This window comes from Pseudomonas sp. UYEF17, from assembly GCF_040546125.1.
GTDB lineage: Bacteria > Pseudomonadota > Gammaproteobacteria > Pseudomonadales > Pseudomonadaceae > Aquipseudomonas > Aquipseudomonas putida_Z.
Genome location: NZ_JBEPNE010000003.1, coordinates 470366 through 496946, shown reverse-complemented (window position 1 = coordinate 496946; position 26581 = coordinate 470366). Strand labels below are relative to the sequence as shown.

Below are 26581 nucleotides of genomic sequence, written 5' to 3'. Positions count from 1 at the left end.
CAGCAGTGAAACGATGCATCGCCGATGGTAGTGTGGGGTTTCCCCATGTGAGAGTAGGTCATCGTCAAGATTCATTTCGCAAAACCCCTATCTGCGCATGCAGGTAGGGGTTTTGTCTTTCTGGCCCTATAAAATTCAGGCCTCACTCAAATCCCCCGACCCTACCTTGTGCGAATCCCCCGGCCTTGTGCGATCCCTGTAGGAGCGGCCTTGTGTCGCGATCGGGCGCGCAGCGGCCGTAAAGCCTGTATCCCGGGTCTCACAGGTAAACCGCGGCGCCTGGATTGCGGCCGCTGCGCGCCCGATCGCGACACAAGGCCGCTCCTACAAAGGTCGCGCAGGCCCGCTGTTATGTTGCCTCCCACAATTCAGACGGTTAATGGCACTACGCCATACTCTCCGTATGGTACCTACGTGATATCGTTTCCCTCATCCCCAGCGCCAGCCAGAGACCTCCCGATGCCCAATACCACTCACCTCCAACCCGGCTTCATGATCGTTCACGGCAACCGCCTCGACGACCTGCGCAGCCTGGTGGTGAGCTGGATGCGTCGCTACCCCTTGGCACCTCTGGAAAACGAAATCGCCCTGGTGCAAAGCAATGGCATCGCCCAATGGCTCAAACTTGCCCTTGCCGAAGACCCTCAGGACGATGACCAGGGTGGTTGCGGTATCGCCGCCGCCATCGACGTGCAACTGCCAGGCAGCTTCATGTGGCAGCTGTACCGCAGCGTGCTGGGCCGTGACGAAATTCCCGAAGTCTCCCTGCTCGACAAGGCACCGCTGACCTGGCGTCTGATGCGTCTGCTCCCGGCCTTGATCGAACGCCCGCATTTCGAGCCGTTGCGACGCTTCCTCACCGACGACAGCGACCTGCGCAAGCGCTATCAGCTCGCCGAGCGCCTGGCCGACCTGTTCGACCAGTATCAGGTTTACCGCGCCGACTGGCTCAAGGACTGGGCCGCTGGCGAGCACATCCTCAACACCGCTCGCGGTGAGCGCAAGGCGCTGCCCCCGGGCAACCGCTGGCAGGCCGAGTTGTGGCGTGCATTGCTGGAGGATGTTGGCGAGCAGGGCATGGCGCAGAGCCGTGCCGGCGTACATCAACGCTTCATCGAACGTATCAACAGCCTGGAGCAGGCACCTGCCGGTCTGCCGGCCCGGGTGATCGTATTCGGTATCTCCTCGCTGCCAGCCCAGGCCCTCGAGGCACTGGCCGGCCTGGCACGCTTCAGCCAGGTGCTGCTGTGCGTGCACAACCCCTGCCGCCACCACTGGGCCGATATCGTTGCCGACAAGGACCTGCTGCGCCACCAGTACAAGCGCCAGCAACGCAAGCAGGGCATGCCCTTGCAACTGGACGACCAGTCGCTGCACCAGCATGCCCACCCTTTGCTGGCCGCCTGGGGCAAACAAGGCCGCGACTACATCAACCTGCTCGACAGCTACGATGACCCCGGCAGTTACCAGGGCGTGTTCAGCGACGGTCGCATCGACCTGTTCAGTGACGGCTCGCCCACCACGCTGCTCAACCAGTTGCAGGACGACATCCTCGAACTGCGTCCGCTCGCAGAAACCCGCGAGCAGTGGCATCCAGTCGACCCGGCGAAGGACCGCTCGATCCGCTTCCACATCGCCCACAGCCCGCAACGTGAAGTGGAGATCCTCCACGATCAGTTACTGGCCCGGTTCAGCGCCGACCCAACCCTGCGCCCACGTGACGTAATCGTCATGCTGCCGGCCATCGATACCTACGCGCCGCATATTCGCGCCGTTTTCGGCCAGTTGCAGCGCAACGATCCGCGCTACATCCCGTTCACCCTGACCGACCAGGGCCAGCGTGGCCGCGAACCCTTGCTGATTGCCCTCGAACACCTGCTCAAGCTACCGGACAGCCGCTTCGCGGTCAGCGAAGTGCTCGACCTGCTGGATGTGCCGGCAGTCCGCGCCCGTTTCGGCATACGCGAAAACGACCTGCCCACGCTGCACCGCTGGATCGAGGGGGCTGGCATCCGCTGGGGCCTCAATGCCGAGCAGCGGGCCAGCCTGGGCTTGCCCGCCGGGCTGGAACAGAACAGCTGGCGGTTCGGCCTGCGGCGCATGCTGCTGGGTTATGCCGTAGGCGTGGGTGAGGCCTGTGACGGCATCGAACCCTACGATGAAATCGGTGGCCTGGATGCGGCACTGATCGGCCCGCTGGTCGCCTTGCTGGACGCCCTCGAAGTGGCCGGCCAGGCCCTGTCCGAGCCTGCCACTGTCAGCCAGTGGGGCGAGCGTCTGCATGCCTTGCTGCAAGTGTTTTTCCTGGCCGAGGGCGAGCACGACGAGTTCCTGCTGATGCAGTTGCAGGATCTGCGTGATAGCTGGCTTGAAGTGTGCGAGGCCGTCGGCCTGCAAGACCCATTGCCGCTGACCGTAGTGCGCGAAGCCTGGCTGTCGGGCCTCGACCAGGGCAAGTTGTCCCAGCGCTTCCTCGCCGGCTCGGTGAACTTCTGTACCCTCATGCCGATGCGCGCCATCCCGTTCCGGGTGGTCTGCCTGCTGGGCATGAACGATGGCGATTACCCCCGCGCTCAGCAGCCGCTGGACTTCGACCTGATGGCCAGCGACTACCGCCCCGGTGACCGCTCGCGCCGTGAGGATGACCGCTACCTGCTGCTCGAAGCATTGTTGTCGGCCCGCGACCAACTGTATGTCAGCTGGGTCGGGCGGAGCATCCGCGACAACAGCGAACGCCCGGCCTCGGTACTGATCGGCCAGTTGCGCGATCACCTTGCAGCCGGCTGGCAGCTGGCAGGCGCGGAGCAGGGGCAGCCAGCAGAACCGGGCGAGCAACTGCTGCACGCACTGACCCAGGAGCACCCGCTGCAACCGTTCAGCCCACGCTACTTCCAGAAGGGCAGCCCGCTGTTCAGCTTTGCCCACGAATGGCAGGTGTTGCACCAGCAGGGCCAGGAGGACCAGCAGTGCGACCCCGGCCTGCCGCCATACCATGACGATGAGGCCTTGAGCCTGACCCAGCTGAATGACTTCCTGCGCCACCCGGTGCGGCACTTCTTCAGCCAGCGTCTGAAAGTCTACTTCGAAGCGCTGGAAGCACCGACCCCGGACGAGGAACCCTTCGTCCTCGATACCCTGCAACGGTACGGCGCCAGTGAAAGCCTGCTGGGTGCAGCACTGGCCGAGCCGGACAATGCCGAACAGGCCCTGCAGGCCCAGGCCCGGCGCTTGCAGGCCTGTGGCGTGCTGCCACTGGCCGGCTTCGGCGAACTGCTGCAGCGCGAGCTGATCGAGCCCCTGCCAGACCTGCTGCAACGCCACCGCCAGCTATTGCAACGCTGGCCGCAGCTGGTCGAGGGGGCATTGCCAGTGCATTTCGAGCACGGCCAGCATCGTCTCGAAGGCTGGCTGGGGCGGCTGTTCCAGGCGGATGACCAGAGCCTGCTCAGCATCACCACCGTACCCAACACCATCAGTGCCGGGCGTAACGCCCTCAAGTGGCACCGCCTGATCGCGCCCTGGGTCACGCACCTGGCGGCCTGCGCGGCGGGCTACCCCTATAACAGCGCGCTGGTAGCCAGCGACCTGACCCTGCTGCTTGCGCCACTGCCGCAAGCGCAGGCGGCGCAATTGCTGGGCGACCTGCTGGTAGCCCGTCAGGCGGCGATGAATGCGCCGTTGCCGGTCGCTGCCAAGACCGCGTTCGCCTGGCTGGCCCAGGACGATAGCGACAAAGCCCTGGCTGCTGCTGCCCGCGCCTACGAAGGCGACGAGCGCACCAGCTTCGGCGAGCGCAGTGAAAGCATCGCCCTGGCCCGGCAGTTCCGCGACTTTGCCGCGCTCACCGCTGATGAAACCTTCGAAGGCTGGTGCGAAGCCTTGTACCGCCCATTGTTCAACGCCCCGTGGCAGACCCTGGGCAACCCGGAGAAAGGCGCATGACCCAGGACCGTCCCCTGGCACTGAGTTTCCCCCTGCACGGTAGCCAGCTGATCGAGGCCAGCGCCGGCACGGGCAAGACCTTCACCATTTCGGCGCTGTACCTGCGCCTGATCCTCGGTCACGGTGGCGAGCAGGGCTTCGACCGCGAGCTGCTACCACCGCAGATACTCGTGGTGACCTTCACCGACGCCGCCACCAAAGAGCTGCGCGAACGTATCCGCGCCCGCCTGGCCGAAGCTGCGCGGTTCTTCCGTGGCGAGCTGGATGCGGCCGACCCGCTGCTGCACCAGCTGCGTGACGACTACCCGGAAGAAACCTGGCCACGCTGTGCCGGGCGCCTGGAAATCGCCGTGCAGTGGATGGACGAGGCAGCGGTATCGACCATCCACGGCTGGTGCCAGCGCATGCTGCGCGAACATGCCTTCGACAGCGGCAGCCTGTTTACCCAGACCCTGGAAACCGACCACAGCGAACTGCTGGGCCAGGTCATGCGCGACTACTGGCGGCGCTTCTGCTACGGCATGCAAGGCGACGCGCTGGCCTGGGTGCGTGGCCACTGGGGCAGCCCCGACGCCTTGCTGCCGCGGATCCGCCCACTGTTCGGTCGCGTGCGCGCCCAGCACGACGGGCCCGAGCCGGCGGCACTGATCCAGGCATCGCTGCAGCAGCGTGGCGAGCAGTTGGCCCGGCTAAAGGCGCCTTGGGCGCAATGGGCCGAGGAGTTGCGCCAGATCTGCCGTGATGCACTGGCCGCCAAACAAGTCGATGGCCGCAAGATGCAGGCCCGTTACTTCGAGCCCTGGTTCGATAAGCTCTGCGCCTGGGCCGCAGCCGAACAACTGGTGGAGCTCGACCTGGGCACCGGCTTTACCCGCCTGACCCCGGCGGGCATGGCCGAAGCCTGGAAGGGCGAGCCACCCGAGCACCCGGCCCTCAATGCCATGCAGAGCTTGCAGCAACAGCTCCAAGCCCTGGACAGCCCGGATGCCCCATTGCTCGAGCATGCCGCCAACTGGGTATCGGCACGCTTCGAAGTGGAGAAGCGTCGGCGTGCGGAAATGGGCTTCGACGACATGCTCCTGCGCCTGCAGCACGCCCTTGCCAGCGAGGCCGGCGAGCGCTTGGCCAGCCTGATCCGCGAACAGTTCCCGGTGGCGTTGATCGACGAGTTCCAGGACACCGACCCGGTGCAGTACGGCATCTTCGAGCGCATCTACCAGATCAGCGAAAACCGCGCCGAAACCGGCCTGTTCATGATCGGCGACCCCAAGCAGGCGATCTATGCCTTCCGTGGCGCCGACATCTACACCTACCTCGCCGCCCGCCGTGCCACGAGTGGTCGCCTGCACAGCCTGGACACCAACTACCGCTCCAGCAAGGCTATGGTCGCGGCGGTCAACCAGGTGTTCCTGCAGGCCGAGGCGCGTGAGGCAGGGCGTGGCGCATTCCTGTTCCGCGAGGCCGATGACAACCCGCTGCCGTTCATCGAGGTCCGCGCCAAAGGCCGTGGCGAGCAGCTGTTGATCGACGGTGAAGCCTGCGCAGCCCTTCAATGCTGGCATCTGGAAAGCGAAGAGCCGGTCTCCGGCAGCGTTTACCGGCAGCAGCTGGCCGCCAGTTGCGCCAGCCATATCGTCGCCTTGCTCAATGGCGGCCAGCAAGGCACGGCTGGTTTCCAGAATGCCGAGGGCGAACTGCGCCCGTGCCTCCCATCGGACATCGCCATCCTGGTGCGCGATGGCCATGAAGCGCAGATGGTCCGCGCCGAGCTTGCCGCGCGCGAGGTGCGTAGTGTGTACCTGTCCGACAAGGACTCGGTATTCGCCGCCCAGGAAGCCCACGACCTGTTGGCCTGGCTAAAGGCCTGCGCCGAACCCGACTCGGAGCGCCTGCTCAAGGCCGCTCTGGCCAGCCTTACCCTCGATCTGTCGCTGGCTGCGCTGGACCGCCTGAACCAGGACGAGCGGGTCTGGGAAGACTGGGTCATGCGTTTTCGCCGTTACCGCGACACCTGGCAGCGCCAGGGCGTGTTGCCGATGCTGCGGCACCTGCTGCATGACTTCCAGCTGCCGCGCACGCTGATCCGCCGCAGCGATGGCGAGCGGGTGCTGACCAACCTGCTGCACCTGGCCGAGCTGTTGCAACAGGCTGCCGGCGAACTGGACGGCGAACAGGCGCTGATCCGCCACCTGGCCGAGCACCTGGCCAGTTCCGGCCAGGCTGGTGAAGAGCAGATCCTGCGCCTGGAGAGTGACGAGCAGTTGGTGAAAGTGGTGACCATCCACAAATCCAAGGGCCTGGAATACCCCTTGGTCTACCTGCCGTTCATCTGCACCAGCAAACCAGTGGACGGCAGCCGCCTGCCGCTGGCCTGGCATGATAGCCAGGGCAACGCCCATCTCACCCTCACACCAGACCAGGAACAGATCGAGCGCGCCGACGACGAGCGCCTGGCCGAAGACCTGCGCCTGCTCTATGTGGCCCTGACCCGCGCCCAGCATGCCTGCTGGCTGGGTGTCGCCGACCTCAAGCGGGGCAACCAGAAGAGCTCGCAACTGCACCGCTCGGCGTTCGGCTACCTGCTGGGTGGCGGCCTCGCCCTGCCGGGCTCGCAGCAGCTGACGGACTGGTTGCAGGCCTTGGCCAAGACCTGCCCGCACATCTCTTGCCCGAGCCTGCCGCCGGCAGATGAGCAGGTGTATCGCATGCCGCACGCAGAGCATGAGCTGCTACCTGCCCGCAAACCGCGCCGCGCAGCGGGCGCCGAGCATTGGTGGATTGCCTCGTACAGTGCCCTGCGCGTCGGCGACCAGACCCTCGGTGCCGACAGTTCGCAGGCCCAGCAGTTACTGGATGATGAAGTGGTCGATACCCAGGTGCTGCGCGAGGTCCCGGCCGACAGTGGCGATATTCACCGCTTCCCGCGCGGGCCCAACCCGGGCACCTTCCTGCATGGCTTGCTGGAATGGGTTGGCCGCGAGGGCTTCAGCCAGGTCAGCGGCAATGCACGGCTGATCGAGCGAACCGTTGGCCAGCGCTGCAACCGTCGTGACTGGACCGGCTGGATCCCCACCCTGACGCACTGGCTGCAGCGCCTGCTGGGCGAAGCGCTGCCGTTGCCGGGCAACGACCTCGGTGTGACGCTCGGGCAGCTGCGCCACTACCAGATCGAAATGGAGTTCTGGTTCGCCAGCCACCAGGTCGATGCCGAACAACTCGACCGCCTGGTGGCACGCCACACCCACCCCGGCCTGGCACGCCCGGCGGCGCAGCCGACCGTGCTCAATGGCATGTTCAAAGGTTTCATCGACCTGGCCTTCGAGCTGGACGGGCGTTACTACGTGACCGACTACAAATCCAACTGGCTGGGCCCGGATATCCAGGCCTACGATGCCCTTGCCATGGAAAAGGCCATCCTCGAGCATCGCTACGACCTGCAGTACGTGCTGTACCTGCTGGCCCTGCATCGCCAGTTGCGCGCCCGCCTGCCTGACTACGACTACGACCGCCATGTCGGTGGCGCCCTGTTCATCTTCCTGCGAGGTGCCAGCAGCAGCGGCCACGGCGTTTACCACGCCAAGCCACCGCGTGAGCTGATCGAAAGCCTCGATGCGCTGTTCCGTGGTGAGCATCCGCCCGTACAGCAGGACCTGTTTGCCGGAGCCGTGATATGAGCCGAAGCCTCGTCGACCTGTTGCCCACTCCGCTGCACGCCGAGCACCTGCTCGCACTGGCGCCGCAGCATGACAGCGGTGACCTGCTGCAACTGCTCGACCGCTGGGTAGAGCGGGGCTGGCTGCGTGCCCTGGACCGTGCGTTCGTATCGTTCCTTGAGGAACGAGCCCCCGGTAGCGACCCCCTGCTGTTGCTGGCCGCCGCCCTGGCCAGCCACCAACTGGGCCACGGCCATGTCTGCCTCGACCTGCAGCAAACACTGGCCGAGCCCGATTTCGCCCTGTCCTTGCCGCCTGAAGGCGACGCCTTGACCGGCCCCTTGCTGCTGCCCTCGCAGTTGCTGGCCAACCTCGACCTGCACGCCTGGCGCCAGCGCATTACCGCCAGCCCGCTGGTGGCCGCCGGGGATACCCCGGGCCAGCAAGCGCGGCCTCTGGTCCTCAGCGGCGAGCGTTTGTACTTGCGCCGTTACTGGAGTTACGAGCGGCGCATCGACCATACTCTTCGCCAGCGCCTGACCCAGGCCGAAGCGCCTCCGGCCGACCTGCCTGGCCGTCTGGCGCAACTGTTCGACGGTGGCGCGCCGGCAGGCCAGGTGGACTGGCAGAAGCTCGCCTGCGCCCTGGCCACCCGCGCAGGCTTCAGCATCATCACCGGCGGCCCCGGCACGGGTAAGACGACTACCGTGGTGCGCCTGCTGGCCTTGCTGCAGGCGCCGGCGGTAGAGCAGGGCAGGCCATTGCGCATTCGCCTGGCCGCGCCGACCGGCAAGGCGGCCGCGCGCCTGACCGAATCCATTGGCCAACAGGTCGAGCGCCTGCAGGTCAGCGCCGAGGTGCGCGGGCAGATCCCCACCGAGGTCAGCACCGTGCACCGCCTGCTCGGCAGCCGCCCCGGTTCGCGGCACTTCCGTCACCATGCCGGCAACCCGCTGCCGTTGGACGTGCTGGTGGTCGACGAAGCGTCGATGATCGACCTTGAGATGATGGCCAACCTGCTCGATGCCCTGCCGCCACGGGCACGTCTGGTACTGCTGGGCGACAAGGACCAGCTGGCCTCGGTCGAAGCCGGTGCGGTACTGGGTGACCTATGCCGAGATGCCGAGGAGGGCTGTTACTCGCCGGCGACCGAGGCATGGCTGGAGCAGACCGGCGGCGAGTCGCTGGCGGGCAGCGGCCTCAAGGCCGGCGATGAGCAACGCAACCCGTTGGCCCAGCAGGTGGTGATGCTGCGCTTCTCGCGGCGTTTCGGCGAAGGTAGCGGCATTGGCCAGCTGGCCCGGCTGGTCAACCGCCAGGACGCCCATGCGGCGCGCAACCTGCTGGCCGCGCCGCCGCCCGATGTGTACAGCCTGGCCCTGAAGCACGAACAGGACCGCGCCTTCGACCGCCTGTTGCTCGACGGCCTGAACCGCGGCAGCGACGGCCCGCAGGGTTATCGCAGCTACCTGCGCACCCTTGGCCGCTTCCGCCCGGCACTCGATACCGCCGTTGACGACCCCGCGTGGGAGCAATGGGCGGGCAAGGTGCTGCACAGCTTCGAGGACTTCCAGTTGCTGTGCGCGGTACGCCGCGGCGCCTGGGGTGTCGAAGGCCTCAACGAGCGGGTGGCGCGGGTACTGCACAATGCCGGGCTGATCGACAGCCAGCAGCCTTGGTACGAAGGGCGCCCGGTGCTGGTAACCCGCAACGATTACGGCCTGGGCCTGATGAACGGTGACATCGGCATTGCCCTGCGCCTGCCGGACGAGCGCGGCGAACCCCTGTTGCGCGTGGCCTTCCCGCGTAACGACGGCAGCGGCGGTGTGCGCTTCGTCCTGCCCAGCCGGCTGAACGAAGTGGAAACGGTATTCGCCATGACCGTGCACAAGTCCCAGGGCTCGGAGTTCAGCCACACCGCGCTGGTGCTACCGGATGCGCTCAACCCGGTGCTGACCAAGGAGCTGGTATACACCGGCATCACCCGCGCCAAGCACTGCTTCAGCCTGGTCGAGCCCCGCCAGGGTATTTTCGAAGAGGCGGTGGCGCGCAAGGTACGGCGAATTTCCGGGTTGATGCTGGAGCAAGTCTGACACCGGACGCAGTCCTCTGTAGGAGCGGCCTTGTGTCGCGAAAGGGCCGCAAAGCGGCCCCCGGATCTCAGCAGCGCAGCAGATATCGAGGGGCTGCTATGCAGCCCTTTCGCGACACAAGGCCGCTCCTACAGGGAACGTAAATGCCTCCGCGCCTTTCATACAGGCATGCGGCCATGTGCTATCGTTGCGCCGATATTGGAAAGGACCTTAAGAGATTTCCCACATGAAAGTGGCCGCAAGGCGAGTGACGAGCTGTGCGCTTTCGCTATTGCTGGCCGCCCTGTTCCTTTCCGCAGGCCCGGCCCGGGCAGACCCCGCCATAACTGCCGCCCAGGCGCAGCAACGTGCCAAGGCCGTCACCCAGGTGGTGCTGGGCATCTTCAGCTACGCCCGCTGGCCCGTCGAACCCTCGCCCTTGCGCCTGTGCCTGGTCGGCCCGACCGAATACGCCGATGACCTGATCAAAGGCCATGTGCAGGAGTCCGGCCGACCGCTGCAAGTGCGGCGGCTACTGGCAGACGATAGCCAGGTCGCCCAGGCCTGCGACGCCATCTACATCGGCAAACTCGACCAGGGCCAGCGCGACCGGCTGTTCGAGCGCGTCAGTGGCCACCCGGTGCTGAGCATCAGCGAGGCGGACGACCCGTGCACGGTCGGCAGCCTGTTCTGCTTGCGGGTCAGCGACCAGCAGGTAGCCTTTGAAGTCAACCTGGACTCGGTGGCACGCTCCGGCGTGCGCATTCACCCCAGCGTGCTGCAATTGTCGCGGCGCCGGGCGGTGCAACCATGAAGCCAACCCGCAAGCGCGGCGTGCGCCCGACCCTGCGCTCGGTGCTGGGCCGTGGCCATCTCAGCGTCGCCTTGCTCGCCGTGGGCCTGGCCGGCATATCCCTGACCCTGCTGGGCGTGCTCGCCCTGCGTGTCTACGCCAACGACAACCTGCACCTGATCGCCCGCTCGATCAGCTACACCGTGGAAGCGGCGGTGGTGTTTGACGACAGCGCTGCGGCCAATGAATCGCTGGCGCTGATTGCCAGTGCCGAGGAAGTGGCCGAAGCCAGGGTCTTCAACAACGAAGGCGAGCAGCTGGCGCATTGGCAGCGCAGCGATACCGGCGTGCTCGCGCGGCTGAAGGCGCAGGTGGCCACCGCCTTGCTGGATGAGCCGATCAACCTGCCGATCACGCACCAGCAACAGCAGGTCGGGCGCATCGAGCTGGTTGGCCAGGGGCGAAGCCTGTTGTTGTTCCTGTTCAGCGGGCTGGCCGGCATCCTGTTCTGCACGGTGCTCAGCGCCCTGGCTGCCCAATACCTGTCGCGGCGTCTGCTCAGCGATATCGTCCGCCCGCTGCGTGGCCTGGCCAGTGTTGCCCACGCCGCCCGCCGCGAGCGCAGTTTCGACCGGCGCGTGCCGGAAGCGCCGATTGCCGAGCTCAACGAACTGGGCAATGACTTCAACGCCCTGCTGGATGAGCTGGAGGTATGGCACAGCCACCTGCAGAGCGAAAACCAGACCCTGGCGCACCAGGCCAGCCACGACAGCCTGACCGGCCTGCCCAACCGCGCCTTCTTCGAGGGGCGCTTGAGCCGCAGCGTGCGCAATGCAGAACGGCAGCAAGATCACCTGGCGCTGCTGTTTCTCGACAGCGACCACTTCAAGCAGATCAACGACACCCTCGGCCATGCGGTGGGCGACGAAGTGCTGATCAGCGTGGCCGACCGCGTGCGTGCCCAACTGCGCGAGCACGACCTGGTGGCGCGCCTGGGAGGCGATGAGTTCGCCGTGCTGCTGACGCCTTTGCATTCGCGCCAGGACGCCGAGCACATTGCCGAGAAGATCGTTGCCAGCATGAAGTTGCCGGTACAGCTGGACAGTGGCCGCAGTATCGCCACCTCGTTGAGTGTCGGTATTGCCTATTACCCGGATGACGGTGCTGACCCCGCCAGTCTTCTGAATGCCGCCGATGCGGCGATGTACCAGGCCAAGCGCAAACGCCGTGGTCATTGGCAAGTGGCGCAGACGGAACGGTCCGCCAGCGAAATCAAGAACAGGAGTTGAACCCGTGATACAGGCTTTGCGTTTCCCCCTTTGGGCCTTGTTGCTCGCCGTGCTGGCGCTGACCGGCTGCCAGAGCGCTCCGCCCAAAGGCCTGACCGCCGAGCAGATTGCCGTGCTCAAGCGTGAAGGCTTTACCCCGACCGACGAAGGCTGGGCCTACGATTTGTCCGGCAAGGTGCTGTTCGGCAGCGACCTGGATAGCCTCAACAGCCAGAGCCAGGCGATTGTCGAACGCATTGGCAAGGCGCTGCTCGGCGTTGGCATCCAGGGCGTGCGGGTGGATGGGCATGCCGACTCATCCGGCAAGGCGGCGTATAACCAGCAGCTGTCCGAGCGCCGCGCGCAGAGCGTGGCCAGGGCGCTGGTCGGGGTAGGCATGCCGGCGCAGAACATCCAGTCCCGCGGGCTGGGCAGCAGCCAGCCGGTGGCGAACAACCGCACCAGCGCCGGGCGTACCGAGAACCGCCGTGTGTCCATCGTGGTGGCTTCCTACTGACCACAGCCTACGGGCTATCAGATATCCCTGTGGGAGCGGGTTCACCCGCGAACACCGGCGAAGCCGGTGCCATGCACCGAGTTGTCTGCTTCGCGGGTAAACCCGCTCCCACATTATCTGTGTTACCCCTGGGGTTTCAGCGCAGATGCACAAATTGCCGGGGCTGCTCTGCAGCCCTTTCGCGACACAAGGCCGCTCCTACAGGTACAGCGACAACCTCGAGATCAACGCTGCACCCGTGGGAGCTGGCTTGCCGGCGATGGGCTGCAACGCAGCCCCCTTATTCCTGAGCAAACCGCATCTCTCGGGTCTCACCCATCAACAGCGGCGCATTCGCCTCCGTCACCCCGCGAATGTAATCCCAGAGCAGGGTAATCCGCTTCAACTTGCGCAAATCCTCCCGGCAATACATCCAGAACGACAAAGAGGGAAAGGGTTAACCCAATGATTACAAGGGCTTAACCACCATGAACACGGTCCAAGAGGAGCACCCTGTCACAAGTGCTGTCACAAACCGCACGCTTGTCTTGAGGCCAACGTGCCGGTTGGCGAGTCCGTACCACTACCGACGACACGGAATCTACTACCTACGCCTTCGCGTGACCGGCAGCGTGAACAGGTCGGTGTCTGTCTCTCTGAAGACAACTGATCGCAGATGGGCAATGCAAGCATCTGGACGTCTCACGGCATCGCTTCAATCGTTCCACTTGGATCGTCCTGACGCTTCATGGAACGAGTTGCGGGAGCATCTGTTGCAATTGGTGAGCAGTACGCTGGTGTCTGCTGACGACGGCCATCCACTCCGTCACTGGGGAGACTTGTACCGGAACGTGGCTATTGACTCGATGCCGGTATTCGCACCGCATGGTGAGGTGATGAGTACGGCAACAGAGCCAGCGGCAACCCCTATGCCCTTCGATGTGCTCTCCCAGCTTTACATGGCTGATCGGGCTGGGGACCAGAAACCGACGACCTTGAAGGAGACGACTCTTTGTCACAAGGTCATCTCTGAGCATTTGAACGGGTTGGATTTGAGACACCACACGAGGGCAGACCTCGTGGATTTCCGAGAGCGTTTGTCAGAAGGTCGGATGCCTTCGACTGTGAACAAGCTGATCGTGAAGCTTTCGGCAGTCTTTACTTGGGCCGTCGAGAACGGTCATCTGAGCAAGACCTACGACAAGAAGCTGAAGCTGACAAAGGGGGTTGCATCGACCCGTAAGGCGTTCTCCCAACCGCAGGTGCGCAAGCTAATGGACTATGCGAACGGCCTTCCAGAAGCGTCATGGAAACGATGGTTACTCTGCCTGGGAATTATCACTGGCGGGCGGCTGAAGGAGATATGCCAGTTGACCACGGGCGACGTTGTGACAACGGAGTCTGGCCTTGTTGCAATTCACATCAACGAGGCAGGTGAGGGGAAGTCAATCAAGAACAAGCAGAGCGAGCGACTGGTGCCGCTTACTGACGGTGCCTATGGTTTCGACTTAGCAGCGTTCCTAAGGTACGTCGATGTTATCCGCCGCAGTGGGAGCAAATCGCTAGCCCAGATTGGTTACAGGCCGTCGGGTGAGTGGGTCAACCAGCACGCTATCCCTGCCGCTTTGGGAGATACGTATGAACGCGGCTTAGTATTTCACTCATTGCGGCATTCTCTGGCTTCATTGATGCAAGCGAAGGGGGTTCCTGTCACTCACGCTCAGGCTGTAATGGGTCATGCTTCAGGAACGATCACCTTTGATACCTATGGGGCTGGGGTTCCTGTGGAAGTCATTGAGAAGATGTTGAAGGTGGTGTTGTGTCCAAGCTGATCTGGAATATCTCTTGGTAAAAAAGTTGGTGGAAAGTGCAAGAACATATGTAACAGGTATTGACAAATGAGAATTATTCGCGTATAATGGTGGCATTGGTAGAGGACACAGCCAACACTTTCGGGTGTTAGACCAATTGGGGTCGTCCACCTGTCTTCTCGTACCAACGCGATTCCTCGCCACGTTACCTCAACGTGGTTTGTGACTGAATTGTAATCATGCGATTCCTTCATGGTTGTAACCGGTCGCAGTTACTGATGACCCTCGATCTTCAGTAGTACTTATTCTTCTGAATTTGCTCTCATCCACTAAAACAAATGGGTGGGAGCATTCTTTTGCTTCAAAGAATATCTGTTCACATTATCACTTAAACAACTCAATAAACCATCATTGCCTATAGGAGGTAAAATGAAGAATCACCGTGTCTGCTGCATCTGTAATAAGTCCCTTATTAATCGTCGTCGCGACTCTACGACCTGTTCAAGCTCTTGCCGTGGAAAGCTGTTCCGTAGCAATAAGACAAAAACAGTTCTGGTCAAATTCCGAGTACCCAACGATATCTACACTGACATAGCCATTAATGCGTTCATCGCAAAGCAAGGTATTGATCAATACCTGACTGGTCTGGTGATGACCGCATGAGCAACTACTTCAAGATTAATCGACCCTCTAACCTTGTCGTTGGTGTAATCGCATCGTCCTACACACCATCTGATACGAAGCACATCAAGTTTGTCATGGCAAGCGACAAAGCACTTGATGCCTATTACAAGTGGTGCGAATTGAACCCTAGCCGTTGTCCTGACGTTGGGGAACTGATGACGAAATCACCATACTTCAAAGATCAGGTGTGCAATGGTAAGGTTGGATTAGTTGCACCAATCAATATTCGCATTAGAGAAGTACACAACTCACGTTCGATAGACCGTGAGGCAGAAGTTAGAACATGGATTGGAAAGAATCCAGACGCTGATATCCATGACATTGATGCTGCGTTATGTACAGGCGCTGTCGCCGCTCGCGCCTACCTGAGCAAGTACAATCCGTAACGATAGAATAAGGCTTTCGGAGGCTTAAAAGTGGTTACCTGCACAGATGTATTGGTTGCCAGTTTTAAGCCTCTACAGCCCTTGATTCACGCGGTGTCAATGTGCGAAAACTGGCATGTCACTGACATATTTTAGAAGGAACCAACAATGACTAATAAAGAGATTTACCAGCATATGAAATATTACAAGTCGATGAGAGCGGCAGCAGTCTGCACTGGCAACAGGAGTGAACATCAACGGTGCTCGGATATCCTAGAACTATTGTCTGAATACCTAGTAGGGGGTGCAGCACGATGAACGTTGATGTATTTACTAAAGGACTTCAGCGAGCTGCACTTGCCAATCGTAAACAACGACAAGTAAAGCGGCAAGATGCAAATGCTGTTACCAATGAGCCAGTGTTAACTAAACATACGCCAGTACTTGCAGATGCTTCGACGTTTGACCTAGAGCATTACAGGGTTGAGCTTATTAACAAAGCAATTGCACACATTAACAACAAACAAAGGAAATGAAAAATGACAGAGAAAGTTAAGATAACTGGGGTTCCTCCGCAGTGGGATGAATCTGAGTATGAACGTAGGGTAGCCGATTGGGTTAGGGTGTATCGCGGTACAGAACAATCCATGGAACTGGTCAGTGCAAGTCTCGGACACGAGTTCCTTCAAGCTGTGATTGACAAAGCGAATCAGGGTTACACAATCGCACCAAGCAAACGTCTGAATCACGGCGAGTTGCACCATTCGACGTACATGGTCAAACCGTTGGGGATGCAGGAAGAAGACATTGCCAATATTCGGGCAGAGCAGAAAGCAAAGTACATTGCCCACCTGCAAGCTGAACATACGCGGTATCAAGACCTACTCAGGCAGCAACTCATTCAGGCTGCTGAAGAGAAAGAGCGTAAGGCAGCAGAAGCCGCTAAAGCGAAGCAACTGGCATCCATCGAAAAAGAGGTTCAATCTTGCTACAAACCTTTGGTCATTCCTGAATAACCACCAACTCGACCTAGGGTCAGTAACAATGAAATTAACAGGACGCTCCACATTGTCTAACCGCAGTGTGGAGCTTTTTTGTGCCTCAAGAAAAGTGGCAACGAGTCGATAAACGTTGAGGATTGTTCTGTGGGTTGCTTAGCACATTCAACGTTCGCACTGAAATATCGTCATTTTAAACAGATGCGACGTTTATTCTTATTTGTTGAGAGATAATATTGGTAGTACGGCAGGAAGGCGCCAACGGCTTGATTCTGAGCGTTTTCTCTGCTTGGACAGTAAGGGTAGCTGGTAGAGGTCATCGTTGCTCAAATCGAAGCTAGCGAGCTTACAGAGGCTTGATGTGTGGTAGATAAAAATAGATTTTATCTAAATAAGAATAGCTTGCATTTTCGTCCGCTTTCGTGTATAATCCGCAACCTCAATCCAGTACGCCACGGTGCAACGCACCCATCTCCACACGACCACGTTCGTAAGACGAATTGTGCATCGTAGGGGGTTTTGTCGTGCCTGCGATTTGAGAAGTTACACCACCACACATGGCACCACCGAGAGGAATGCCTATGAATTGAACTGAAATTAAAGAAGGATAGATGAATAATGACTGCAAAGAACGTAAAGGTTTGTGCTGTATGCGGTGACGGGTTTACCGCTCAACGAAGCACAGCAAAGTATTGTGGGCAACTGTGCAAGGATCGCTTTACCAATGGGGCGCGTAAACTACGTAAGGCTGAGTGCTCACGACCTAGGCGCAAGCGTGGTAACACTGCCCGTTGCGAGCACAATGCAATCGCTCCTCTGCTAAGAGTTAGCAACCAACATATTGAAGTCATCTGTGATACAGGTGAAAATGGCAATGGCTTTCAAAAGCTTTTACGTCAACCTTACCCTGAGTGGTTTGATGACTACGTTATGGGTGCTTGTTATGTATCCATGATTGAGGATCAAGGTCGGCTTGATATCAGTCCTAGTGATGTTCGAAGAATTTGCAAACTGGATGAAATTTCAGTGGAAGGGGTTCAGTCGCTGATCTGGAATCACGCGATTAATCCTGTCGGTGAGCGTCAAGCTCAACGACTGGTCAAGGTCGCATTGATTGCACTTGACGGGATCGGGATGTACTTGGATCGAAACCCAGCACTCAAGGTAAAGCTCGTCACGCTGTCACAATCCGTAAGCGAATTCGACCGTGAGTCTGCTGAGATTGATCGTCAATTCTTTGCCGAATGGGAAGAGATCAAAGCCAGAAAGGCACAGTTAGCGAGTCAGATTTGACGTCGGATATAGATAGGGAACCTGTCGACAGATTGGTGGCCGTGCTGTTGTCTTATCTGGAGATCGTCCAGATGGTATGTGTAGGCTTCAGGGTGAAACCCTGAAATGGTACTTTGAGAAATTGAAAGAGAGAGGATGGGTAAACCATCCAAAACTAGAGATTGCTATTCTTGGCTCAAGCCAAGGAAACTAATACTCCGTACTGAGTACGAAAGCAGGTCAAAAGCCTTGGTGGACTGATTGTCCCCCTCCTGAAGAGCATTCGCCTTCGGCTCACCTGCGATCACTGGATGTATGAGAGTAATGATGCTCTGATTGTCAATCAGTGATCGCCAAGGAAACCGCAGGTTGACGCTCTTGAGGATTGATCCTCGATAGACATTCTTCAGCGTCAACGCTGAATAAATAACCCTAGATCATTCGAAGGTGAGGGAGAGAGGAACGAACCCACAAACACCGTGTCATCATCCTCACCGTCGAACGGCGTGAACTTCCACCCCATGCGCGTGCAAGGAATTCGTCAGTAAGACGATGGGCGAATGTCCAGCATTGGTTGGAATGCAATGCGGAAAGTTTGGCGTTCACCAACCTCAATCCATGTAGCCACCTCTCTTTTGTATTGGCTGTTTCCTGAGCAAGGACCCACCCCTTGCGGGTCGGAGCCAACACCAACGAGTCTTCTACCGGGCTTTACATGGAAGGTTGCTTTCTCGTTGTTATCCAGCCTTGCCACCAGCTTTCCGTCGATGAAGACGCCAAAGAAGCAGTGACCGGCTTGTATCGCACTTTCACGTACCACAGTCACAGCTGCGTCCTTGCCGTGATCCTCGGTTTGCAGTGTCAGCAAGCGATTGCCTGGAGCAGGTACAGCCTCCCCAACCGTTGGTGGTGCAGCACAGCCACTCAACATTGCGATAGCTGCGGCGGTAATCAGTGGTCGCATTAGTTTCGTCCTTGTTATCGTGAAGGCACAAAGCTATCACTCCCCTACGGACGCTCCAAGCGCTTCTGCCCTACTCATGCGCTCTTGGTGTCAACAATCGCTCGTTTTACGATACCAGACGGAATAGCCGAATATTGGTGTCATAAAATGTGCTTTCAAATTGGTGACACCACTGATAAGATGACACCATATTTTATGCGCATAGCAGGAAGCCAACAATGTCACGCACCTTCGTTTACGCCCGTGTCTCCACAACTGATCAAACCACTGACAACCAAGTGCTTGAGGTGAGAGGCGCAGGCTTCCAAGTGGAGCCACACCGCGTGATCGCTGAGACAATCAGCGGGTCCACTCAGGCAACCGACCGCCCTGGCTTCCAAAAGCTTCTGGAGCGTATGGAAAGAGGTGATGTGTTGATCGTCACCAAGCTTGACCGTCTTGGTCGTAATGCAATGGATGTTCGCACCACTGTTGAGAAGCTGGACTCCACAGGTATCAAGGTGCACTGTCTTGCTTTAGGTGGCGTAGACCTCACTAGCGCAGCAGGTAAGATGACCATGCAAGTGCTGAGTGCAGTGGCAGAGTTTGAACGTGACCTGTTGATCGAGCGCACCCATGCAGGTATCAACCGTGCGAAGTCCGAAGGTAAGAAGCTGGGGCGCCCCGAGGCGACAGGAACAACCAAGGATGTACAGACAGCCCGGTCTGAGGGTATGAGCCAATCGCAAGTGGCTGAACACCTGAATATTAGTCTCGCTACCGTCAAACGGCACTGGAACAAGACCGCATAAAAGTTAGCCCCATACAGAGTCGCATAGGCTCACACCGTGGGGTTGTGTAGACATTCACACAATCGCCTCGCTATGGCACCTGTACGGTGCTGTGGCGGGGCGTTCTTGTTTGTGTCGCCGCCACTCGGTCATTCGCCTATCGGATTTGCTGTTTTTGCCGCATCCGGGGTGCTTCTGAACGAGCAGGGTGTTAAGCACGGTCACTAACCCACAGGGATTTCCATTAACTCTTCATCCCTAGACGGTGTGAATCCTGAACCTGTTTTCAGGGGGTGAGTTTGTGGCAAATGGAGTACGCTAGTGTGAGCCTTCTCACTGAGCACTATCCATGGACAAAGCCACTACCACAGCAGAAGCACTTGAACTTCTTCATCTCAACCAGATAGCCATACGTGCAGCCATTGAGGAAGTCAGTACATGGATTCGCCAGCGAGGGTCAACCAACGTTCATGACAACGTGATGGTTGCCCTACAGACGCTCGATATCAACGCCGGGGCCATAGGCTCAGCGATTGAGCAGTTACGGGAATGAATGTTCAGGCAGCTCCATACGTTGACCTTCCACTCAATTGAGAAAGGTCATGCTCAATGAAGTCAGGGTGAACAATGAATGAGTCAGGCGTCAACCTTTGTTAGCTGGTAGCCCCTTCAACCTCATTGCAAGCGGAAACCTCCGAGGCTGCATCCGCCTCGTCACCACTTTCGAAGTAGCCCTTCGGTATGGCTCGCTGCTTGAGTAACACACTACTCCCATGCTGAGTCAGCTTCCATTTCGATATGTCACTATGATACTCAGTGTAGCCGAGAGCTTTGAACTGAAGTTTTATTGTTTGCTCATTCCGCCAATAGATAATGAAGTTCCTGAAACCTTCATGACCTTTCAATTCCTCATCACTTTTCATTTGGCTGCTATCGAGGTAGTCGGATTCTATAGTCTTATTAAGTCCCTCGTGATACTCATGGTCACTTATACCGTCAAGCATAAGCGCACCTATGTCTTCAAAGATGAAGCTCCATGGAATCCTAATGGTGCGAGTGAAAGTCCAGACTTCTCCATCCCCATCCGAGGCGTCAAAATCAAAGGTTACAGGGAATTCCTCATCCCCCTGAGCCAATTCGCTCACCCCGTCTGGAACCTCCGATAGTGACTTATTAAGCTGCTCCTTCAGGTCATCTATTATCTTGCGCAAGCGGAGCACCTCTTCAGCAGAAAGAGAAGCAGCTGCCTTGTCCGCACGAACCCAACCTGGCATCGGATGAGTCTTTATCAGCCTGACCAAGCTACGGCTTACTACCGAGCCAAGCTCTGCTGAAGTCTCCCAATACTTGCACATTTTCTTCTGAGCTAAAGTACGGAACTTTTCTAGCAAGACTTTGGAATCTGGATTGGTTTCAGTTTTTGCCGCAGTAATATTTGCTGGCGTCTTGTGAAGGAATGCAATAATTGGCTTGCCAGTTTCCAATGCATACCGGTATTCCTGCTCCGTATAGCTGATGCCATGCGGGCCGATTGATCCATAGCGGCCGCCGACAATGATGATGTAATAATCACACTCATCAATCACCCGCTTTATTAGACTCCATTGATCTTCATCTGTTGCGGGAAATAGCTCCATTCCCGCTGGTATGCAGTCCAGTTCAAGCAGTGCTTGTATTACCTCATGCCTCTCTTCGCGAAGGTCTTCATACGTTGAGCTTACAAAGACTTGATGACGACGCTCTATACTCATGCTTCACTATTCCATGTATATGACGCTAGATGATTTTAATGGCAGAGTGCCGGCGGAGTGGGAGGGATGCGCCCCCCTATTCAGTCCTCAATACTATCAATGGCGAAGTTTATGAAAGCAGAGCAGCAGATGAGCATGAATCGGGCATCCGCTTTGGTTGGGGTTACAGTATTATCTAAAATAGCGTGCCTAATACCCCCGGCATCACTCGTATACCCGTAGAGCGTCATGAATGCTGACTTCAAACTTGCGTGGAGATTGTGATTCTCCTCTAGTATTTTAAGTGCTTGACCCAGTGTGGCCTTATCATTCCCTACTACTTTCTTAGCGAAAGACTCTACAGCGCTAATGCTTTCCTTGATCGAGTTTCGATAGTCAGGATTTTCCCTATCTGTTAGCAAGTTTAAAGCTGTTTGGATATGGGTTCTTACGCCGGAGTAACGATCCGGGCTGAGGAGAGCTGATTCAATTTCTGATATTTCATCACTGGAGGTGATGGGTGTTAACCTCTCGGACACAAAGCGGTACGCAGAGTTCTCGCGCTCCAATACTTCATTGAATGAAGTTGTAAGACGCTTTCTTTCCTCTTCCGGGGCGGACGTTACAATGAATTCCACGAAGCTATATAGGCGATGCCAGTCTAGTTTAAAGAAACTTTCGCGTAATACTTTTTTAAATTCTGTCCACCTGTAAGGGATGGTATCAAGAGGGGCTTTGTAGAATTCTGAGTATATTTGCGTGGCAAACCAGCTTAGATTTGATCCTGCTACCTTGTCATGACCAGCAGGATGCCTGAATCTCCCAAATCTTAGTGAAATAACAACGTTCCACAAGGAATTCTTAAGGTCGCGATCAATGCTGTCAACTTGAGCTACTTTGATCGCTGGAGCCAACCCCATACGCTGTGAAAAATCCATTGTCACCATCGCACCTCATCTCTGCCTGTCGTAGCCAACGGCGGCTTGATCCATGCTCGTAGTGTACACGGTGGCTGATTGCCAATGGCCACTAGGTTGATCATCCATGCATACGGCAACTCTAGGGTGATGGTGCACAGCCGGTCACCGAGGAGGGGACGGCCATGGACTGGCTCAACCTCTGTCACAAATGCTGTCACAACCTCTGTCACAAACCGTTGTCATTGCACCCTAGCGGTGGGTAGGATGAGCAACCCTTACTCCTTGTCGATCACTGGTCTGCAAACCGCATCTCCCGGGTCTCACCCATCAACAGCGGCGCATTCGCCTCCGTCACCCCGCGAATGTAATCCCAGAGCAGGGTAATCCGCTTCAACTTGCGCAAATCCTCCCGGCAATACATCCAGAACTGCCGCGTCACCTCGATCTCCTCCGGCAACACCGTCACCAGCCGCGGGTCCTGCGCCGCCAGGAAGCACGGCAAGATCGCCAGCCCACGCCCCTGTAACGCTGCCGTGTACTGCGCAATCACGCTGGTACTGCGCAAATGCGCGCTGGCGCTGGGGATCAGGTTGGCCAAGTACAGCAGCTCCGAACTGAACGCCAGGTCGTCCACGTAGCTGATGAACGGGTGCCTGGCCAGGTCCGCGATCTGGTTGATCGGTGCATGGCTGTCCAGGTAGCCCTGGGTCGCATACAGCCGCAAGCGGTAGTCGCACAGCTTGCAGCACACATAAGGCCCATGCTCCGGCCGCTCCAGGGCGATGACGATGTCCGCCTCGCGCTTGGACAGGCTGATGAAGTGCGGCAGCGGCAGGATATCCACCGAAATCGCCGGGTAGGCATCGACGAAGTGGCTTAGCTGCGGGGTGACGAAGAAGCTGCCGAAGCCTTCGGTGCAGCCCATGCGCACATGCCCCGACAACGCCACGCCCGACCCGGACACCTGCTCGCAGGCCATGTGCAGCGTGCTCTCGATCGACTCGGCATAGCCCAGCAGGCGCTGGCCCTCGGCGGTGAGGACAAAGCCGTTGGTCCGGGATTTCTCGAACAGCAAGGTGCCCAGCGCCCCCTCCAGCGAGCTGATGCGCCGCGACACAGTGGTGTAGTCCACGCTCAGGCGTTTGGCGGCGCTGCTGGCCTTGCGCGTACGCGCCACTTCAAGGAAGAACTTCAGGTCGTCCCAGTTGAGCGCGCTCAGGGATGTGAGGTCTTTTTGCATGATGATCCGGTTTTTTTGTGCGTTCTTGTTGGATGTTTGCACATCTATACTCGAAACAAGCCTCAGGACGCCACCTCGCGTTTGCCCGGCAATGGCGATCTCGTCCCGACAATAATTCCAAGGAGAACGCAGATGAACGCACCGCAATCCCCTAACCAGACCAAAATCGAGCAGGTCAAGCTGCTGATCGACGGCCAATGGGTCGAGTCCAAGACCACCGAATGGCGCGACATCGTCAACCCGGCCACCCAAGAGGTGCTGGCGCGCGTACCGTTCGCCACCGTCGAAGAAGTCGACGCGGCCGTGGCCGCTGCCCAACGTGCCTTCCAGACCTGGCGTAACACGCCGATCGGCGCGCGCATGCGCATCATGCTCAAGCTGCAGGCGCTGATCCGCGAAAACACCAAACGCATTGCCCAAGTCCTCAGTGCCGAGCAGGGCAAGACCCTGGCCGACGCCGAAGGCGATATCTTCCGCGGCCTGGAAGTGGTCGAGCACGCCGCCTCCATCGGCACCCTGCAGATGGGCGAATTCGCCGAGAACGTTGCCGGCGGCGTCGATACCTACACCCTGCGCCAGCCGATCGGCGTGTGCGCCGGCATCACCCCGTTCAACTTCCCGGCGATGATCCCGCTGTGGATGTTCCCCATGGCCATCGTCTGCGGCAACACCTTCGTACTCAAGCCGTCCGAGCAAGACCCGCTGTCGACCATGCTGCTGGTCGAACTGGCGCTGGAAGCCGGCATACCGGCTGGCGTGCTCAACGTGGTGCACGGCGGCAAGCAAGTGGTGGATGCCATTTGCACCCACCAGGACATAAAGGCGATTTCCTTCGTCGGCTCCACCGAAGTGGGCACCCACGTGTACAACCTGGGCAGCCAGCACGGCAAGCGCGTGCAGTCGATGATGGGCGCCAAGAACCACGCCGTGGTGCTGCCCGATGCCAACCGCACGCAAACCGTCAACGCCCTGGTCGGTGCCGCCTTCGGTGCAGCAGGCCAACGCTGCATGGCCACCTCGGTGGCGGTGTTGGTGGGCAAGGCCCGCGAATGGCTGCCGGATATCAAGGACGCGGCCAGCAAGCTCAAGGTCAATGCCGGTTGCGAGCCAGGCACCGATGTCGGCCCGGTGGTTTCCAAGCGCGCCAAGGAGCGTGTGCTGGGCCTGATCGAAAGTGGCATCAAGGAAGGCGCCAAGCTGGAACTCGACGGCCGTGACGTCACGGTGCCGGGCTACGAGCAAGGCAACTTCATCGGCCCGACCCTGTTTTCGGGCGTGAAGACCGACATGCAGGTTTACACCCAGGAAATCTTCGGCCCGGTGCTGGTGACCCTGGAAGTCGATACCCTCGACGAGGCCATCGCCCTGGTCAACGCCAACCCGTTCGGCAACGGCACCGGCCTGTTCACCCAGAGCGGCGCGGCAGCGCGCAAGTTCCAGAGCGAAATCGACATCGGCCAGGTCGGCATCAACATCCCGATCCCGGTCCCGGTACCGTTCTTCAGCTTCACCGGTTCGCGTGGCTCCAAGCTCGGCGACCTCGGCCCGTACGGCAAGCAAGTGGTGCAGTTCTACACTCAGACCAAGACCGTCACCGCCCGCTGGTTCGATGATGACAGCGTCAACGACGGTGTGAACACCACCATCAGCCTGCGCTAAGCCATCAGCCTGCGCTAAGGAGAGAGTCATGCGTATCGCATTCATCGGGCTCGGCAACATGGGCGCACCCATGGCCCGCAACCTGATCAAGGCCGGGCACCAACTGAACCTGTTCGACCTGAACAAGGCCGTGCTGGCCGAGCTGGCAGAACTGGGCGGGCAGATCAGCCCTTCGCCAAAGGACGCGGCGGCCAACAGCGAGCTGGTGATCACCATGCTGCCGGCTGCTGCCCATGTGCGCAGCGTGTACCTGAACGAAGACGGCGTGCTGGCCGGCATTCGCCCCGGCACGCCGACCGTGGATTGCAGCACCATCGACCCGCAGACTGCGCGTGATGTGTCCAAGGCCGCAGCGGCCAAGGGCGTGGACATGGGCGATGCGCCGGTGTCCGGCGGCACCGGCGGCGCGGCGGCAGGCACCCTGACCTTCATGGTCGGCGCCAGCACCGAGCTGTTTGCCACCCTCAAGCCGGTACTGGAGCAGATGGGCCGCAACATCGTGCACTGCGGTGAAGTCGGCACAGGGCAGATCGCCAAGATCTGCAACAACCTGCTGCTGGGCATCTCGATGATCGGCGTGTCCGAGGCCATGGCCCTGGGCAATGCGCTGGGCATCGACACCAAAGTGCTGGCCGGCATCATCAACAGTTCGACCGGGCGTTGCTGGAGCTCGGACACCTACAACCCATGGCCGGGCATCATCGAAACCGCGCCGGCATCGCGTGGCTATACCGGAGGCTTTGGCGCCGAGCTGATGCTCAAGGACCTGGGGCTGGCCACCGAGGCTGCACGCCAGGCGCATCAACCGGTGATCTTGGGGGCCGTGGCCCAGCAGCTGTACCAGGCCATGAGCCTGCGCGGCGAGGGTGGCAAGGACTTCTCGGCGATCGTCGAGGGTTACCGCAAGAAAGATTGACGAGCGAGGACTTCATCGCGGGCCAGGCGGCCTTCCCTCTGTAACTGCGCACCAGAGGGAAGGGCGTCTGATCCGCGATTTTTTTTTGCCGGCGGGCGGCCAGATTTATTCCACGTATTGTGATGGGTTTACTGACATCTGCACAGGCAACAAGCATCTTCAACCTAAGATGTCAATTTGCTATAGTTTCCAGATAGGGAAACCCGAGCCATCTTCATGTTCAAGATAATAGAGTCAATCAAAACCGCTCGTTACAAGCGAATAGTCAGGTCTCACGGGGGTAAGATTGCTGCCGGGCCATCAACATTCAGTAAATATGCCCGTGCTGATCTAGAGGAATATGTTCAGCTGGGCCATATAAAAATCCGATCTTCCCAAGTTGGGATTGGTGCTTACACCTATATTAGAAGTGGTACCCATCTTTCATTTGTATCTTCCATAGGTCGATTTTGCTCCATTGGCTCCGATTGTGTCCTTGGTCAGGAAAAACACACACACCCATCCTCCTGGGTAAGTACCCATCCATTTCAGTATGAAGATGGAGGAAATCTGGAGTACCGAGCTGATGAAGCGCTTGCCCAGATAGGTCACGACGTATGGATTGGCGCCGGAGCCACTGTCCTTGCAGGCGTGAAGGTCGGGACCGGAGCCATCATCGCGACCCAGGCTTTGGTGTCGCGTGATGTGCCGCCGTATGCGATCGTGGGTGGGAATCCGGCAAAAGTCATCAAGTATCGACATGCTGAAGACATCATTGCCAGGCTCATGGACAGCGAGTGGTGGGATTTGGATACCGCTACCTTGAAAGAGTTGAATCTGGCAGACCCGGAAAGTTTCCTGAGGGCTATCGAAGATCGTACCTCGCGAAACAAAGTCAACTACAGAGTCGTTTGTCTTTCTCGGAAGGGTGTGAAACCTTTGAAGAGTGACCACTCCTAGTCGAGGGCGATGCGCCGAAAGCCACTGTTATACTTGCAGCAGGATATTTTATTCGACCCGCGGCCCCTTTGATCATCATGCTTGAACCT

Annotated in this window: 20 protein-coding genes and 1 pseudogene; 16 read left to right on the top strand and 5 right to left on the bottom strand. The window is 59.0% G+C overall.

Going from position 1 to position 26581, the window contains the following annotated elements:
- The first annotated feature begins 459 nt into the window (after positions 1-459).
- The 6 genes from recC to yfiB all read left to right on the top strand — a co-directional run bounded on the left by recC (position 460) and on the right by yfiB (position 12245).
- Complete coding sequence (gene recC, locus ABIB24_RS07640) at positions 460-3942, top strand: exodeoxyribonuclease V subunit gamma (RefSeq protein WP_137162432.1); 3483 nt, start codon at positions 460-462, stop codon at positions 3940-3942.
- Positions 3939-7616 (top strand): exodeoxyribonuclease V subunit beta, encoded by a 3678-nt coding sequence (gene recB, locus ABIB24_RS07635; protein ID WP_025340670.1) that lies wholly within the window; start codon positions 3939-3941, stop codon positions 7614-7616. Before recC ends, recB begins: the two co-directional genes overlap by 4 nt.
- Positions 7613-9688, top strand: coding sequence for an exodeoxyribonuclease V subunit alpha (gene recD, locus ABIB24_RS07630; protein WP_025340669.1), 2076 nt, complete (start codon positions 7613-7615; stop codon positions 9686-9688). Before recB ends, recD begins: the two co-directional genes overlap by 4 nt.
- Positions 9689-9914: 226 nt before the next feature.
- Positions 9915-10481 (top strand): regulatory sequestration protein YfiR, encoded by a 567-nt coding sequence (gene yfiR / locus ABIB24_RS07625; RefSeq protein WP_025340668.1) that lies wholly within the window; start codon positions 9915-9917, stop codon positions 10479-10481.
- Positions 10478-11749, top strand: coding sequence for a diguanylate cyclase DgcN/YfiN (gene dgcN / locus ABIB24_RS07620; RefSeq protein WP_354316271.1), 1272 nt, complete (start codon positions 10478-10480; stop codon positions 11747-11749). Before yfiR ends, dgcN begins: the two co-directional genes overlap by 4 nt.
- Before the next feature lie 4 nt (positions 11750-11753).
- Positions 11754-12245 carry an outer membrane lipoprotein YfiB gene (gene yfiB, locus ABIB24_RS07615; RefSeq protein WP_075046399.1) on the top strand — a complete coding sequence of 164 codons (492 nt, stop codon included), beginning with the start codon at positions 11754-11756 and terminating at the stop codon, positions 12243-12245.
- A gap of 280 nt (positions 12246-12525) precedes the next feature.
- Here the strand turns inward: yfiB and ABIB24_RS07610 are convergent.
- Positions 12526-12663: pseudogene (locus ABIB24_RS07610) on the bottom strand (LysR family transcriptional regulator); the annotation flags it as partial.
- A gap of 343 nt (positions 12664-13006) precedes the next feature.
- Between ABIB24_RS07610 and ABIB24_RS07605 the strand changes: the two are divergent.
- The 5 genes from ABIB24_RS07605 (at position 13007) to ABIB24_RS07585 (ending at position 17375) form a co-directional block, all read left to right on the top strand.
- The gene (locus tag ABIB24_RS07605; RefSeq protein WP_354316274.1) at positions 13007-14056 is read left to right on the top strand and encodes a tyrosine-type recombinase/integrase; all 1050 of its coding nucleotides are present in this window, start codon (positions 13007-13009) and stop codon (positions 14054-14056) included.
- A 638-nt stretch (positions 14057-14694) separates the two neighbouring features.
- Positions 14695-15105: a hypothetical protein gene (locus ABIB24_RS07600; protein ID WP_354316269.1), complete on the top strand. Its 411-nt coding sequence runs from the start codon at positions 14695-14697 to the stop codon at positions 15103-15105.
- Positions 15106-15398: 293 nt separating this feature from the next.
- Entirely contained in the window at positions 15399-15620 is a 222-nt protein-coding gene (locus ABIB24_RS07595; protein ID WP_354316268.1) for a hypothetical protein, read from the top strand.
- Positions 15621-15623: 3 nt separating this feature from the next.
- A complete protein-coding gene (locus ABIB24_RS07590; protein WP_354316267.1) occupies positions 15624-16100 on the top strand; it encodes a hypothetical protein in 477 nt (158 codons plus the stop codon).
- 600 nt (positions 16101-16700) lie between these two features.
- On the top strand, positions 16701-17375 hold the full coding sequence (locus ABIB24_RS07585; RefSeq protein ID WP_354316266.1) for a hypothetical protein: 675 nt from the start codon (positions 16701-16703) through the stop codon (positions 17373-17375).
- Positions 17376-17895: 520 nt separating this feature from the next.
- Here the strand turns inward: ABIB24_RS07585 and ABIB24_RS07580 are convergent.
- A complete protein-coding gene (locus ABIB24_RS07580; protein ID WP_132842615.1) occupies positions 17896-18318 on the bottom strand; it encodes a hypothetical protein in 423 nt (140 codons plus the stop codon).
- A 218-nt stretch (positions 18319-18536) separates the two neighbouring features.
- Here ABIB24_RS07580 and ABIB24_RS07575 point away from each other — a divergent pair, with 218 nt between their 5' ends.
- On the top strand, positions 18537-19109 hold the full coding sequence (locus ABIB24_RS07575) for a recombinase family protein (protein WP_354316265.1): 573 nt from the start codon (positions 18537-18539) through the stop codon (positions 19107-19109).
- A 328-nt stretch (positions 19110-19437) separates the two neighbouring features.
- The gene (locus tag ABIB24_RS07570) at positions 19438-19641 is read left to right on the top strand and encodes a hypothetical protein (protein ID WP_354316264.1); all 204 of its coding nucleotides are present in this window, start codon (positions 19438-19440) and stop codon (positions 19639-19641) included.
- Between the two features lie 100 nt (positions 19642-19741).
- On the opposite strand, the gene ABIB24_RS07565 is transcribed toward ABIB24_RS07570, so the two are convergent.
- From ABIB24_RS07565 to ABIB24_RS07555, 3 genes are all read right to left on the bottom strand, one after another.
- The gene (locus ABIB24_RS07565) at positions 19742-20839 is read right to left on the bottom strand and encodes a DUF4062 domain-containing protein (protein WP_354316263.1); all 1098 of its coding nucleotides are present in this window, start codon (positions 20837-20839) and stop codon (positions 19742-19744) included.
- 80 nt (positions 20840-20919) lie between these two features.
- The gene (locus ABIB24_RS07560) at positions 20920-21756 is read right to left on the bottom strand and encodes an AbiJ-NTD4 domain-containing protein (protein WP_354316262.1); all 837 of its coding nucleotides are present in this window, start codon (positions 21754-21756) and stop codon (positions 20920-20922) included.
- 271 nt (positions 21757-22027) lie between these two features.
- Positions 22028-22978 (bottom strand): LysR family transcriptional regulator, encoded by a 951-nt coding sequence (locus tag ABIB24_RS07555; protein WP_354316261.1) that lies wholly within the window; start codon positions 22976-22978, stop codon positions 22028-22030.
- A 132-nt stretch (positions 22979-23110) separates the two neighbouring features.
- Between ABIB24_RS07555 and ABIB24_RS07550 the strand changes: the two genes are divergently transcribed.
- From ABIB24_RS07550 to ABIB24_RS07540, 3 genes are all read left to right on the top strand, one after another.
- Entirely contained in the window at positions 23111-24637 is a 1527-nt protein-coding gene (locus ABIB24_RS07550; protein ID WP_354316260.1) for a CoA-acylating methylmalonate-semialdehyde dehydrogenase, read from the top strand.
- A 28-nt stretch (positions 24638-24665) separates the two neighbouring features.
- The gene (gene mmsB / locus ABIB24_RS07545; RefSeq protein WP_025340663.1) at positions 24666-25553 is read left to right on the top strand and encodes a 3-hydroxyisobutyrate dehydrogenase; all 888 of its coding nucleotides are present in this window, start codon (positions 24666-24668) and stop codon (positions 25551-25553) included.
- Between the two features lie 216 nt (positions 25554-25769).
- The gene (locus ABIB24_RS07540) at positions 25770-26492 is read left to right on the top strand and encodes a CatB-related O-acetyltransferase (RefSeq protein ID WP_274079090.1); all 723 of its coding nucleotides are present in this window, start codon (positions 25770-25772) and stop codon (positions 26490-26492) included.
- Positions 26493-26581: the final 89 nt, after the last annotated feature.